General features: G+C 46.3%; 11 protein-coding genes. 5 read left to right on the top strand and 6 right to left on the bottom strand.

What is annotated here, in order from left to right; all coding sequences use genetic code 11:
- The 6 genes from QUB64_RS03950 to QUB64_RS03925 all read right to left on the bottom strand — a co-directional run.
- A partial coding sequence (locus tag QUB64_RS03950) for a helicase-related protein (protein WP_333393965.1) occupies positions 1-3,402 on the bottom strand: 3,402 nt, incomplete at its 3' end.
- A 207-nt stretch (positions 3,403-3,609) separates the two neighbouring features.
- Positions 3,610-4,380 carry a Uma2 family endonuclease gene (locus QUB64_RS03945; protein ID WP_333267710.1) on the bottom strand — a complete coding sequence of 257 codons (771 nt, stop codon included), beginning with the start codon at positions 4,378-4,380 and terminating at the stop codon, positions 3,610-3,612.
- Between the two features lie 75 nt (positions 4,381-4,455).
- Positions 4,456-4,629, bottom strand: a complete 174-nt coding sequence (locus QUB64_RS03940; RefSeq protein ID WP_442921628.1) for a PIN domain-containing protein — start codon at positions 4,627-4,629, stop codon at positions 4,456-4,458.
- A gap of 16 nt (positions 4,630-4,645) precedes the next feature.
- A complete protein-coding gene (locus tag QUB64_RS03935; RefSeq protein WP_333267708.1) occupies positions 4,646-5,026 on the bottom strand; it encodes a type II toxin-antitoxin system VapC family toxin in 381 nt (126 codons plus the stop codon).
- Complete coding sequence (locus QUB64_RS03930) at positions 5,017-5,271, bottom strand: hypothetical protein (protein WP_333267706.1); 255 nt, start codon at positions 5,269-5,271, stop codon at positions 5,017-5,019. Before QUB64_RS03930 ends, QUB64_RS03935 begins: the two co-directional genes overlap by 10 nt.
- Before the next feature lie 256 nt (positions 5,272-5,527).
- Positions 5,528-6,778 carry an FAD-dependent oxidoreductase gene (locus tag QUB64_RS03925; protein WP_333267704.1) on the bottom strand — a complete coding sequence of 417 codons (1,251 nt, stop codon included), beginning with the start codon at positions 6,776-6,778 and terminating at the stop codon, positions 5,528-5,530.
- A gap of 231 nt (positions 6,779-7,009) precedes the next feature.
- On the opposite strand from QUB64_RS03925, the gene dnaK reads away from it, so the two are divergent.
- The 5 genes from dnaK (at position 7,010) to QUB64_RS03900 (ending at position 13,990) form a co-directional block, all read left to right on the top strand.
- Entirely contained in the window at positions 7,010-9,118 is a 2,109-nt protein-coding gene (gene dnaK / locus QUB64_RS03920) for a molecular chaperone DnaK (protein ID WP_333267805.1), read from the top strand.
- 110 nt (positions 9,119-9,228) lie between these two features.
- Positions 9,229-10,290, top strand: coding sequence for a J domain-containing protein (locus tag QUB64_RS03915; protein ID WP_333267703.1), 1,062 nt, complete (start codon positions 9,229-9,231; stop codon positions 10,288-10,290).
- A gap of 319 nt (positions 10,291-10,609) precedes the next feature.
- Positions 10,610-13,039 carry a dynamin family protein gene (locus tag QUB64_RS03910; RefSeq protein ID WP_333267701.1) on the top strand — a complete coding sequence of 810 codons (2,430 nt, stop codon included), beginning with the start codon at positions 10,610-10,612 and terminating at the stop codon, positions 13,037-13,039.
- 240 nt (positions 13,040-13,279) lie between these two features.
- Positions 13,280-13,714: a KGK domain-containing protein gene (locus tag QUB64_RS03905; RefSeq protein ID WP_333267699.1), complete on the top strand. Its 435-nt coding sequence runs from the start codon at positions 13,280-13,282 to the stop codon at positions 13,712-13,714.
- A 30-nt stretch (positions 13,715-13,744) separates the two neighbouring features.
- A complete protein-coding gene (locus tag QUB64_RS03900; RefSeq protein ID WP_333267697.1) occupies positions 13,745-13,990 on the top strand; it encodes an HNH endonuclease in 246 nt (81 codons plus the stop codon).
- The last annotated feature ends 264 nt before the right edge of the window (positions 13,991-14,254 follow it).

Below are 14,254 nucleotides of genomic sequence, written 5' to 3'. Positions count from 1 at the left end.
GGTTTCTTTTCCCTCGAACAAACCTAATGAACAAATAATCATTGGTTCGCGTTTTTCATCCTCTTCGCTGACGATGCACAAGCGATCGTCAATCCGCATCCCTAGGACTAATTCTGCTAACTGCTTGTCGCTAATACCGCTTTTTAGCTGTCGGTTTAATGTGTCAAGGGCGGACTGGCGCAGGGGATAGCGGTAGATTTGCTCGATCGCCCTTACCAACTCCTCCGATGCAAATATTGTACCCTGCATTTGCTGTGCATATCTTTTTAGGCGATCGTATGTTCGGAACCGAGCACCGGAAGGCCGCCCCAATTGTCCGCCGGCGCTTTGTTCTTCTTCGGCGATCAATTCCGCGCCTTTTTGAACTAATTCGTGATGTTGTTTGTCCCTAGGAATAGCTGGCGTGGATTCATCGCAAGCTGCAATTCTTAAAATTGCCAGTTGCGACTGAGTAACGCTATTCCCATTGCGATCGACCCAAATTAAGGAATCATTTCCCTCGGCGGTTTTCATGTATAATAGAACTCCTTCCGGCTGCATCGGCGCGGGACTGTGGGCGCGAGTTGAATAGACTACATTGGGCATTGATTCAATAGTTTTCTTTAAAGTTGGATTGTTGTCTGTGGCATTTTTCCAAATCTGGAAAGCTTCGGAAGTCAAATCAACTTCGCCATCTTCTTCTCCGTCTAAAATGCCAGATTTTTCATGGTAAATGTCTAGAATAATTTGCGGATCGTCGTCTTCAAAAAACGATTCATCTGTTCCCACAACTTCGGCATTTTCTTGCAAGCGCCGCCGCAGTCTTTCCCGCAGATTAATAATCTTTTCGACTCCTTCTTCTGGCAAAAACGAATAACAGAAAATCTGCTCGGCTTGTTGTCCGATGCGATCGACTCTTCCTACCCGCTGAATCAACCGAATAATTGCCCAAGGTAAGTCATAGTTAACAATGATTCCGCAGTCTTGCAAGTTGTGTCCTTCACTGAGAATGTCCGTAGCAACTAATATCCGCAATTCTCGATCGGGCGAGACTGTATCCCGCTTACCGCTGCTAGCAGGACTAAACCTTAATGTGAGTTCTGTGGGGTCTTTTGTTTGACCTGTCACCGCCGCAACTCTGCTAATATTTAAGGCTTTCAAGTTATCAGTTATGTAGCGCACTGTATCGGCAAATTGACTAAAAATTAATACTTTCTCACCGGGATGATTTTCTGTGACTAATTTGACTAAAGCCGTCAATTTTTGATCGGGTTGAGAGTGCCAGTTACCGCAAGTTTGCAAAATTTGCATGACGCAGCCGGCATCTGCTAGCAAATCCCGTTTTAATTTCTTGGTGTCGAACAAGCTGGTTTTGAGCCATTTAAACCTGCGCTGGTAACGATTTTGATATTCTTGATAAATAACTTCTGCCCGCTGTTTGAAAGCTTTTTCGCTTAAGATTAGTTGGGCTTCAATGTCTAAGGTTTCTCCTGTTTCATCGTCGATTTCTTCGGTTTCAATATTGCGAGCAATCACAGAATCTGCATCTTCATCACTATTGCGAATATCTAGCAAGTCTGCATCCTGGGTGCCGATCGGGATATCTAACTGATTGTCGATCGCATATAAGTAGACAAAATTCCGCAAGATATGCCGCTCAAGTGACTGAATAAACGCACTACCGCTGCTTTCCAGCCGTTTAAACAAGTTCGTGCGCGAAAAACCCATTAAGCGGCGTCCTGCGCGGGAAAGGGCATTTAACTGTCGCTGTTCGGCTTCTGTCGGTTCTGGTTTGGGCTTTTTGGCGATGTAATTTCCCAGCCCGTAACGGGGCAGATTTAGGGCGTTAATGACTTCGACGATTTCCTGAAAGTCAGGCTGGGGCGACAATCTGGCTGCGGAGTTGTCTAAGCTAAACTTGATGGTTTTAGGGATGCGGCTGGGAAAATAGGAGCGAGTGCGATCGTCCAATTCTAAATATTTGCGATCGGTTTCTGGATCGGTTTCCGCATAATTGTCTTTAATAAACGAGCGAGTTCGTCTCATCATATAGCGCTTCATCAAGTCTCGCCAATCATCGGGATGTTCGCTTTTTTCAAAGGCTGCTAAAGAGCGCACCGAACATTGATGGCGCTTGAGAAATTCCAATTCTCCTTGACTCCCGCCGCCCAATTCATTCAGCAAAGCTTCCGGGCGCAGTCCTAAATTTTCATCTTCAGGAACAAACAAGCGCAATTGAGAAGATAAATCTAAATAAGTTTTGTTGTAGGGAGTTGCCGAAAGTAGAATACATTTACTTTCGTTAGCTTTAATATATTCCTGAATCGCTCGATAACGCTTACCTTCTCGGTTTCTGAGGTTGTGACTTTCATCTATCAACACAACTCGATAGCGGCGCAATTCTGGCAAGTCTTGCTGTACCCGACTGATGGGTAAAACCTTGGCAAGCAGGCGATATTTTCCTGCATATTCTTCCCACATTGTCACCAAGTTTTTCGGACAAATAATCAGGGTTTCCAGGAGACAATCTTCTTCTAAGATTTTAGCAATTGCCGTACCAACCAAAGTTTTGCCCAAACCCACAACGTCGCCAATAATTACGCCGCCGCGTTTGGTAATGTGACGGGCGGCTAACTTTACAGCTTCTTCTTGAAACCTAAATAAACCCTTAAATTCTTTGGGGATGCGAAACTCCGCAAGGCCGGCAATGGCTTCGCGGGATAAGTGATAGACGATGTTTAAATAAATGTGGTATGGTGGAATTGTTTCGGCCCTCGCCCAACTGCGATCGATAATTTCTGCGAGTTCTTGAGAAATATCAATGCAGCCGTATTCTTGCCAGCGATCGTCAAACCATTTTTGCAATTTATTGCAAGCATCACCATCTAAAATATCAATATTCAATTCGCCTTGTTTGGAAAGTCCGGCTAAAGTTAGATTGCTGCTACCCAAAAATCCCACAATTGGACTGTTTGGATCGTGACGGTGCACGAGATACAGTTTAGCGTGCAGGGGATAAGCTAAAAATAATTTTACAATAACTTTTTGGGTTTTAATTTGATAGCTCAACCGTTGTAAACCTTTCTCGTCTTCATCGTTAGGAGCGCCGATTGTAAGCTGTTGCCGAAATTCTTCGGCCATCCGCTTTTTGAGCCGATTGATTTCACTATTGTCAATGCTTTGGTGAGGGCGAATTAGGCTAAGACTAGCATTCAATTCATCGGAGGGCAATCTTTGCATTCCAACTAAAAGGCGGCAGCAGGCTCCTTGATTTCCCATATATGCTTGGATTGATTCGCTAATTTTCCGCCAGCCTCTGAGATTGAAGTAGCCAACACAAAAATCTGCTCTATAGGAAAGTTTTATGGTTTCTCGGAGTGCGGGAAGTAGGGGAAGTTCGATGTTGTCAAAGATGCGGGGCATGGGATTTTGTGTGTGAGAATTAGTGCGATCGGAAACAAGGGCGACTTTGATGATGGTGAGTGACGCATCAATATCAAAGAAACCGGGTTTTTACCGATATTAAAGGCTGCGATCGAATATTTTGTAAAAAACCCGGTTTCTGCCTCCAGGAATGATTGTACAAGAGTTGGTTCTTCCCCCTCAATCCCCGCCCAGCAAAGGTTTCGTTTACAATTGCGGTTCGATGCCGGCCGATCGCAATTGGGCGCGCAATTGGTCTAATTCTTGTTGAGTGCGATCGGCTCTTTGCCGTTCTTGCTCAGCTCTTTCAAAGCCCGTTAACAGCAGATTCCCGGAACTGTCCCACCAGCGCAACCAAGGTAATTCGGCGTTTTGATACCTCCCGTGCCAGATGCCCAATTCCACTCCTAGGGGTTGAATGGGGTAATGAGCGCGATCGTTTGCAGAAACCAAATGATAACTACCATCTACTAAATGATAAACTTCAACGCTAGCTCGATTAACTTCATAAATCCCGTAAAATGCCGGATGAATCACATTTTCATAAATCCAGAATTTACCCGGCTTAGTTTCCTGTTGGCCGGTTCGCAATAAAGGCGTTCTGTCCCGTTCTTCGGCACCATTTCCCGATACAAACTCCAACACAATTAACGGCGATATCAACTCTTGCCATAACACATAAGAACGGCGCAATTGACCGTCAAGTGTTGGCGGGACATTCGGAACGTAAAACCAGTCTGGCGCTTCTGCACCCTTTTCCAGCGGATCTGTCAATCGCCAATAAATGCCGCTGTCTTGACCGATACAATAGTTACCATCTGGATGAATGCTTTGCAAGACGGGAGTAATGGAATCGGTTAACAGAATGCTTTGGGGATGTTCTTGAAAATTTTTCACAAAAGTACCGTCGGATTCTGGTAGCTGAGTGTGGTCTGGCCAGCCAGTGGGGTTGTTTTCTACATCTAGGCTAAATTTCATAATTTTATGTTGATTGCAAGCATTGTTAGCAGCGAGCTTTTGATTTCGATTATATGCGAACTCGATACATCTAACTTATGTCTCTATCTCCCAATCCTCCAGGCGCAAACCTTCAACGCGGCTGAACTCGCGGGTATTGTGAGTTACAAGAATTAGGTTGTTAGCCAGAGCAATAGAGGCAATCAAGAGGTCATTAGGGCCGATCGGGGTTCCAGATGCAGCTAATTGAGCGCGAATTTCTCCGTAAATTAGGGCCCAATACGGTTCACTTAAGACCGATCCCCCCTAACCCCCCTGGTGGGAGGGGGGGACAAGAAAAGAAAGCTCTTAAAGTCCCCCTTGCTTTCGGGGGATGCGAGGGGGATCTCCAACCATCAGGAGTCTTAAGTGAACCGTATTGAATTATGGCAGATCGATCGTCAAAAGGCAAACTGACAAACTCATTGCAAAAACGTTCTAGTCGAACTAAATTGCTATCTTGACGCGAACTTTTGAAAGCACCCCAATAAAGTTCTGCTTTAACTACAGAACATATTGCTACATCACCTGACCGCATCATTGCTAGTTGGCGCGATACCGATGAGTTGCGGTCGGGATTTAACAAACGGATGCAAGTATTGGTGTCTAAAAGATAAATCACAGCCATTCTTCCCGCATTTCATATTCCAACTGCTCTGGACGAACCAGCGGTTCTCCCTCCCAACTTCCTATTACTGTCTCAAAAAACCCCGGTGGCCAGCCTAAATCTTCCGGCGTTTTAGCCTCAGTTGCTGGTGCTACGGGCTGGAAAACTACAATTACTTCCAAATCGGTATTTTTGATGCCGCCGGGGATTTGCAAATGCAGCATCCCGTCCTCACCGACGCGCGATCGCACTTTAATACTTTGCATAACTTTTGCCTCCTTAAGTTTGTAGTAAAAATTAATCTTGTCAGCCCTGGACGCATTTGGGCCAAAAAAACCGGGTTTTTTACGTAATCTGCAATAAGTAAGGTTCGTAGTGCAGACTTTAGTCCGTAGGATATTGCGGACTAAAGTCCGTACTACAAACCAATAAGTAAGGTTCGTAGTGCGGACTTTAGTCCGTAGGATATTGCGGACTAAAGTCCGTACTACAAACCGTTATATTTAGGATTAGTATATCTCATTACTCTTCCACGCGAACTCGGGTGGGGCCAAAAGCAATTAATCGCGCTGGTATATTGCGGAAAATTGGCAACTGCAAGAACGCTGGAGGTGTAAACTGTTTATTAGTATCTAACGCTCCTTTAATAATTTGCTCTTGCATCAAGGACTGAAATCCTTGAATGATGCGCGTCGGCCATTCCCGCTGTCGCTGCACCTCTGCCAAATCCCACAGGTGCAAGTGATGGTTTTTCAGGGGCGCGATCAGTACGTTGGCCGCGACGACAGCATCTTGAATCGCATAGTTAATTCCCACACCGCCTATGGGCGACATGACATGGGCGGCATCCCCAATTAACAGCAAACCGGGACGATACCAGCGGGGAAGACGGCTCGATTCTACTGAGAGAAATGAAACCTGCGACCAATCTTTGAGTTGCTCGACTCTATCTGCAAATTCCGGTGCTAGTTCAGCAACGGATTTTTGCAAGTTTTCTATTCCTGAATCGCGCAATTTATGATAGCTGCCTTTGAGAATTACATAACCTAGTTGCCAGTAATCCAATCGGTCAATTATCACTAATAAATGACCTCCCGCAGCTCGCCCTCCCACGCCGGAATCTTTGACATCGTGGGGGCTGCGCGGCAAACGGAACCACAGAACGTCCATCGGCGGGGAAGTTTTGATCGGTTCAAAACCTGCTAGTTGGCGGAGGCGGGAAAAGCGACCGTCTGCGCCGACAGTCAGGGTCGATCGCACTTCATGACATCCCCCGTGTCCGCGATAGCGAATTCCGCAAATTACCCCATTTTCTTGAATTATTTCTTGGACGTTCGCTCCCATTACGAGTTGAAAGTTGGGGTAGCGCTGGGCTTCGGCGGTGATGAATTCCAGAAACTTGACTTGAGGAAGAATCGTAATGTAAGGATACTTGGTTTTGAGGCTGCTCAAATCTACGAGGGCGGCACTATTTCCCCCAGCTTGGATGGTGAGGCGGCGCATTTTGGTATGGGGAAATTCCAGTAATTTGTCGGCTAATCCCAATTGATCCATAATTTCCATGACTGACGGATGCAGGGTATCGCCGCGAAATTCTCGATCGAAATCTTTGTGTACTTCTAGCAGCATCACCGGGATGTTTTGCCGCGCTAAAAGCAATGCTAAAACAGCGCCTGCTGGCCCGCCTCCCACGATGCAGCAACCTGTATGCTGCACGTCAATGACGGAGTGAGTTGCAGTGGATTCTGAATTTTCAACGGAGTTGACAGCCATATTTTTCTGCTCCCGTTTGCCAAACAAATCTGCTAGCTACTTACATTGTATGGCTTTGTTAGAGAGTTTCAGCTAAATCGATGTGGTGGCGGCCCCCGTCCAACCGCACCCTGGGCCCGGAGTGAGAGAACCCCCCGCAGCCCCGTTGCTCGACGCGGTACAATAAATGCGATCGTACTTAACGCTTATATTAAAAAAGCTACACACAACGCCACAGGAGACAACGGACGTATGGGAAAAGTAGTTGGCATTGACCTCGGAACGACAAACTCAGTAGTAGCCGTCATGGAAGGGGGCAAACCGGTTGTGATTGCCAACGCAGAAGGGATGCGGACAACTCCTTCGGTGGTGGCTTTCACCAAGGAAGGAGAACGCCTTGTCGGACAGATGGCCAGACGCCAAAATGTTCTCAACCCCCAAAACACCTTTTACGCTGTCAAGCGGTACATCGGACGCAAATATACCGAACTGACTCCAGAAGCAAAGCGCGTCCCTTACACAACTCGCCGCGACGACAACGGAAACATCAAAATTAAATGCCCTCGCTTGAAAAAAGACTTCGCCCCAGAGGAAATTTCGGCGATGGTGTTGCGGAAGTTGGCCGATGAAGCCAGCCGCTATCTGGGACAAGAAGTGACAGGGGCTGTGATTACTGTTCCCGCTTATTTCAACGACTCGCAGCGACAGGCGACGCGGGATGCTGGACGAATTGCCGGACTTGATGTGAAGCGGATTTTAAATGAACCGACTGCGGCTTCTTTGGCCTACGGTTTGGAACGGCGAGAAAGTCAAACTATTTTAGTTTTTGATTTGGGCGGTGGTACTTTTGATGTATCTATTTTAGACGTTGGAGATGGAGTATTTGAAGTTAAGGCAACTAGCGGCGATACTCAATTGGGAGGCAATGATTTTGACTCCAAAATTGTTGATTGGTTAGCCGAACAATTCCTGGAAAAAGAAGGCGTGGATTTACGCAAAAATCGCCAAGCTTTGCAGCGATTGATTGAGGCTGCTGAAAAAGCCAAAATTGAGCTTTCTGGTGTCGGTGTTACTGAAATTAATTTGCCGTTTATCGATGCGAATGAAGATGGGCCTTTGCATTTGGAGACTCGGCTGACTCGCGGTCAATTTGAGGGGCTGTGTACCGATTTGGTGCAGCGGCTGCGCCGTCCGGTGAAACAAGCTTTGGCTGATGCCAATATGAGTCCTTCTCGGATTGATGAAGTTGTGTTGGTCGGCGGTTCGACTCGCATTCCTTTGGTGCAGCAAATTGTGCGCAGTTTGATTGATAAAGAGCCGAATCAAAATGTGAATCCCGATGAGGTTGTGGCGGTGGGTGCTGCAATTCAGGCGGGGATTTTGGGCGGGGATGTCCGCGACGTGCTGCTGTTGGATGTGACGCCGCTGTCGCTGGGCTTGGAAACGATCGGCGGGGTGATGAAAAAACTGATTCCTCGCAATACTACTATTCCTGTAAGGCGATCGGATATTTTTTCGACTGCCGAAAACAACCAAACTGTGGTAGAAGTTCACGTCATCCAAGGGGAACGGGAATTAGGTAGAGATAATAAGTCTTTGGGACGGTTTAAATTAACTGGAATTCCGCCGGCACCGCGAGGGATTCCGCAGGTACAAGTGGCTTTTGATATTGATGCTAACGGGATGCTGTTGGTGACTGCTTTGGACAAAACTACCGGCAGGGAACAAAGCATTACTGTGCAAGGTGCTTCGACTCTGAGCCAGCAGGAAGTCAATCAAATGATTCGCGATGCGGAACAGTTTGCTCAAGCTGATAAGTTGCAGCGAGAAAGGGTGGAAAAACGCAATCGCGCTGAGGCTTTGGCTTATCAAGCTGAGCGACAGTTGCGGGAAGTTGCGCTCGATCGCGGAATGCAGTTTGCTCAAAGAAGCCGCCAGCGCATTGAAACGTTAATTCGGGAATTGCGAGACAGTTTGGAACGCAACGATGAGCGCGGAGTCGATCAAGTTGGCTCGGATTTGCAAGATGCTCTGTACGATTTGAACCGCGAAGTTTCCGCTTTTGCTGATGATGACGATGATGATGATTTCTTTGAGTCTGTGAAGCGGACTTTTACGGGCGACGGTACCAAGCGGCGCAGCGATGATAATAACTACTATCAAAATGCTAAGCCCTACAGGCGATCGACTGTCGATCCAATGCCCGATCGCTCTTACGATCGCGATCGGATGCCAGATCGCGATCGATCGTACGATCGATCTTACGATCGTACACCCGATCGCAGAACCAGCAATAACCGCCCGACTCGCCCCTATCAAAACCAAAGCGACGACTGGGATGATGACGACGATTGGTTGTAATTAATGATTAGTCATTAGTCTTTAGTTGGAAAGTAATAATCAGGATAACTAAGGACTAATGACTGATAGCTGATGACTAATGACTAATAACTAATGACTAATGACTAATAATGCAAAACTTTCGTAATTACTATCAAATACTGGGAGTACCCAGAGACGCTACGGCTGATGAGATCAAAAAAGCTTACCGACGACTGGCGAGACAGTTGCACCCCGACGTAAATCCGGGCGACAAATCTGCCGAAGATAACTTTAAAGATATTAATGAAGCTTACGATATTCTTTCCGATCTAGAAAAGCGCGCTCAATACGACCAGTTTAGTAAATTCTGGAAACAAAAGGGATTTCAAGGCAAACAAGGCGTCAAACTTCCCAATTTCACAAGTTGGGGAAGCAACAAAAATAGCCGCCGCAAACCAGCCGAAGACATCGATTTTAGCGATTACTCAGATTTTAATAAATTTCTCGATCAAGTGCTGGGAAGGCGCCGGGAAGTGAGGATGGCGACAGAGAATGATGCACCGCGAGTTCCCGCTTCGGAACCGTGGAATACGGCTTCTAAGAAAACGAGTTATGTTGCTAATTCTCGGGAAGAGAGAAGGGATTTGGACGATCGCGAAATTCGACGCGAAACCAGAGAAATTGACGATCGCGAAATCAGAAGAGACATTGATGCGAGGCTGACTCTGCCTTTGGAAAGAGCTTATTCGGGCGGTACCGAGCGCATCCGCTTGGATGACGGGCGGTGGATCGAGGTAAATATGCCTGGGGCCATGGTATCGGGCCAGCGAATTCGCCTGCGCAATCAAGGTATTGGCGGCGGCGATTTGTACTTAAAAATTACCGTTTCTCCCCATCCATTTTTCCGCTTGGAAATGTCGGATATTTGCTGCGAATTGCCGCTGACGCCCTGCGAAGCGGTGCTCGGTGGGGATATTGAAGTGCCGACTCTAGACGGCTTGGTGAAGATGAAACTGCCCCCTGGAGTCACGTCTGGGAAGCGGTTGCGGCTGGCGAACAAGGGCTATCCGACGGGAAATGGCGATCGGGGCGATCAGCTAGTAGAAATTCAGGTGTTAATTCCCAAGGAAATTAGCGACGAAGAACGGGAATTGTACGAAAAGTTGCGGCAAATTGAGACTTTCAAACCGCGTCAAGATTTGTCGGTTTAATTCTGTAGGGTGCTCTTCGGCGCACCTTCTACTAATTATGTTGCTCAATCCTGGATCGTACTAATTTTAAAAAGTTATGCAACAGTCTTTTGTAGGGTGCGTCGCCACAGACAATCCATCAAAAAAAAGCAACAATTTGATAGATCCGCACCTTACGCTTCGGGTTGAGAAAACAAGCCAAACACTTGTTTGGTAACAAAAATTATTATAAATAAAATAACATAAGTAAAATTACTGTTGCAATTTTTCAGGAACTAGCCGAAAATTAACAACAAGCTAATTTTCCCACAATCAGGAGCATTCTGCCGCGATGACTCAAATGCCCCCTCAATGCAAAAATCTGCAAGAGCAAGTTGACTCTCTACTGCAACTGCTGCGTCAGGAAGCGTCTTTGCGACAACAGGATATCTCAGCGGTACAAGCTTCTTTGAAAAAGGCAATTTCTCCAGAGTTTGAGATTGTATTTGCAGGCGCTTTCAGTGCGGGAAAATCGATGCTGATTAATGCTTTGCTGGAGCGAGAATTGCTCTACAGTGCTGAAGGACACGCTACTGGTACTGAGTGTTATATCGCCTACGCTGAATCGCCTGAAAAAGAGCGCGTTGTTCTCACTTTTTCGAGCGAAGTTGAGATTCGCCAGCAAGCTTATGCTCTTTGCGAGCAGTTGAATTTAACTACTGAAATCGACATTAATCTCACAGATGTAGTCAAGATTTTAGCTCAGGGATGCAGCATAATTATTGAAAAGGAAGGCGGAGAAAATAAATCGGAGCGAGCTAAACAAGCGAAGGCTTTGACTCTGCTTTTAGAAGGATTTGTAGCGAATCGCGATCGCATTCAAACTGTCGAAAATGCTACTTATTCGATGGAACAGTTTAATTTTTCAAATCTCAAGGAAGCTGCTAGTTACGCACGGCGCGGTAGCAACAGTGCTGTACTCAAGCGAGTTGAATATTATTGTTATCATCCGCTGCTACAAGATGGCAATATTATTATCGATACGCCGGGAATTGACGCGCCTGTCAAACAAGATGCGGAATTGACCTATGATAAGATTGAAAGCCCCGATACTTCGGCGGTTGTCTGCGTCTTGAAGGCTGCTTCGTCTGGGGAAATGACGACGGAAGAGACGGAGTTGATGGAGAAAACGCGATCGAATCCCGGAATTCGCGATCGCCTGTTTTACATTTTCAACCGCATCGACGAAACTTGGTACAACGCGCAACTGCGACAGCGCTTGGAAAATCTGATTAATTCCGACTTTCGCGACACCGCCAGAGTCTACAAAACCAGCGGATTGCTGGGATTTTACGGGAGTTTGATTAAAAAAGGGACAACGGGGCGCGATCGTTTTGGTTTGGATAGCATATTTGCCGCCAATCGCGATCGGGTTGATGCAGACACGAATGCGGGTAATCGCAGCGAGAATAGTGAAGAAACACCGCAATTTATCAGCGAATTCAACCGCTACTGCGCCAATTCCGGCAAACTTTCTCCCAGCAAATTTCGGATTTCAGTTAACAGCTACGAAACGCCCAGCGAAAATTACGTGCGGATTCTAGCGGAACAAGGTCAACCGTTAATTCAGCAATTAATTCAAGATAGCGGTATCGAAGATTTCCGCACAGCCATCACCGATTATCTCACAAAAGAAAAGCGCCCGCAACTGTTCAGAAATCTCGCTGACGATTTAGAGGATTTGTGCATTCAACTGCGGAAACAATACCAAACAATCCAGCGGAATTTGGACAGCCAGCCCCGCGAAATTGAAGCAATGAAAGCCCAAGAACTTTTGCGGCTGAATCAAGAATTGCAGCAAGTCGGGCAGGAATTCCGCGCACATATCGCCAAAGAAGTCAATGACACGATTATGAACAGATGCGATATTTTCGATACTGATTTTCGCCAACTGCAATCTCGGATGATCCGCCGCTTGGATGAATTGCTAGACGGATTTTCGGTTGAGGCGGCTTACGGACGCACTTTGATCGCTCATCCGCGCAACGCTACAGCACCTTTAATTGCGGTTTTGGTGGAAGCGCTTTATTATTTAGCGAATCAGTTGGAAGATATTTTAGTAGAGGCTACTAAGTCACTGGTTGATAACTATTTCCAGTATTTGAAAGACAGTGTTCGCAAGTCGGAATACTATCGATTGCTTTATCGGTTGTTGGGGAATGACGGGGGAATTGAACAGCAGTTAGAGGAGTTGTCACAGCGGGTTTCTCGTGCTTTGGTGAATGCAGCGGGCGTGGAGTGCGATCGCTACGTGCGAGAAAGTCCCCGTTTTTACGACGAAGGCACGTTTTCGATTTACCAATTCCGGGAAACATTGCAGCAAACATCCCAAGGTTTCGACTGCGAAAATATGGTAGACGCGCAACCAGCAATTAGGCAATTGTTGAGGCTAGATTTTGAGCCGAAAGTATCTCGAACAATTCGGCAAACTTTTCGCCAAACTGTCAACCAAACGCTGAAAGAGCATTTGTTACCGATGGCGGAACAGCAAGCTGATGATATTTTACAGAAATACAGTCAAGCCCGCGATTATTTGGAGCAAACTTTGGCACAGGAAGCTGAGGAAAAGATTGCTAAAAATCTGCGGTTGCAAGCGGAGAATGAAGGCAAGATTCAAGAGTACGATCGGGCGGTTTCTGGGATTAATAGTTGCTTGCAGGCGATGAAGTTGCACGAGCATTTGTTACCTGTAATTGGGGAGAATAATAGCGTTGTTGTGGATTGTGAATGATTGGAAATCCGGCGATTGGAAATCCGGCGATTGGAAACCGGCGATTGGAAACCCGGCGAATAGAATTCGCGGCGACACAGACAAAACCCGCCTCCGCGGGTTGAAGAGATAAGAGATTCTTAGTCCGCGGAGGCGGACATCGTTTGTATAGCCGCGAATTCTATTCGCCGGGATTCTTGCCAAAAGAGAGATACTACTCTAAAATAGTTAGGATAAAAGTAAAAAAAAATAGAGATTAATATGGAAGATAAATTTGATTTTCACAACTGCGGCAATGATGATGCTTTATCTTTCGGTGATGCAATGCTTAAAGTAGAAAAACTCAAGGAAACAGTAAATGGAGTTTTGCCTGAGTATGGGTTAGGACACACACTTAATCAGTTGTTAAGTCAACAGCGACTAAATATTGATGTAGGTTTAACTACTGACCAAACACGTTATTTATATGAGAAATGGTTTGGTCAAGGTATAGATTGTGAAATTCTCAGAGTGGGTGCTCGGGGCTGGAAAAAAGGAAAGATGAAGCTCAAACTCAATGTTACCATAGAATTTTGCCCCGACGAACCAGAAGTCGAAGAAATACCAGAAAACAACGAGTCAGAAACTAGCCAACCAGAATCCCCCCTTGATGATTTGCGCCGCCAACTTCTCGATCGCGAAAACTCACCCAGCTAATCCGTCAAACATATGCGGTTAAAATACATCATGACTAAAACCCCCAGAATTACCATCCCCCCAGAAGTCAGAAAATACGTATTCACTCGCAACAAATACCAGTGCCAAAGCTGCGGCCAAACCAAACTAGAAGCAGAACTGACGATCGATCATATCATCCCCCTAGCCCGCAGCGGCAGCAACGACATCAGCAACCTGCAAACCCTCTGCCGCACCTGCAACCAAAGGAAAACCGACAAACTAGACCCGCGCTTTAAGCGACACTTTGACTTATAATATTAGTTTGAGCGAGATAGAAATGACTGTTTGTAGTGCGGACTTCAGTCCGTTCTGAGAAATTTTGACCCAATGCGGACTAAAGTCCTCACTACAAACCTCTCTTATGTTTGTAGTGCGGACTTCAGTCCGTTCTGAGAAATTTTGACCCAATGCGGACTAAAGTCCTCACTACAAACCTCTCTTATGTTTGTAGTGCGGACTTCAGTCCGTTCTGAGAAATTTTGACCCAATGCGGACTAAAGTCCTCACTACAAACCTCTC

It is taken from the genome of Microcoleus sp. Aus8_D2 (assembly GCF_036702665.1).
Lineage (GTDB): Bacteria > Cyanobacteriota > Cyanobacteriia > Cyanobacteriales > Microcoleaceae > Microcoleus.
Note: the sequence above shows the minus strand (reverse complement) of the source record. Positions and strands in the feature narration are given on the sequence as shown.

Excerpts from the sequence above, each read along its gene's own strand:
- QUB64_RS03915 (WP_333267703.1), top strand. The coding sequence starts at position 9,229 with ATGCAAAACTTTCGTAATTACTATCAAATACTGGGAGTACCCAGAGAC.
- QUB64_RS03945 (WP_333267710.1), bottom strand. The coding sequence starts at position 4,380 with ATGAAATTTAGCCTAGATGTAGAAAACAACCCCACTGGCTGGCCAGAC.
- QUB64_RS03905 (WP_333267699.1), top strand. The coding sequence starts at position 13,280 with ATGGAAGATAAATTTGATTTTCACAACTGCGGCAATGATGATGCTTTA.
- QUB64_RS03925 (WP_333267704.1), bottom strand. The coding sequence starts at position 6,778 with ATGGCTGTCAACTCCGTTGAAAATTCAGAATCCACTGCAACTCACTCC.
- QUB64_RS03910 (WP_333267701.1), top strand. The coding sequence starts at position 10,610 with ATGCCCCCTCAATGCAAAAATCTGCAAGAGCAAGTTGACTCTCTACTG.
- QUB64_RS03935 (WP_333267708.1), bottom strand. The coding sequence starts at position 5,026 with ATGGCTGTGATTTATCTTTTAGACACCAATACTTGCATCCGTTTGTTA.
- QUB64_RS03900 (WP_333267697.1), top strand. The coding sequence starts at position 13,745 with ATGACTAAAACCCCCAGAATTACCATCCCCCCAGAAGTCAGAAAATAC.
- dnaK (WP_333267805.1), top strand. The coding sequence starts at position 7,010 with ATGGGAAAAGTAGTTGGCATTGACCTCGGAACGACAAACTCAGTAGTA.
- QUB64_RS03930 (WP_333267706.1), bottom strand. The coding sequence starts at position 5,271 with ATGCAAAGTATTAAAGTGCGATCGCGCGTCGGTGAGGACGGGATGCTG.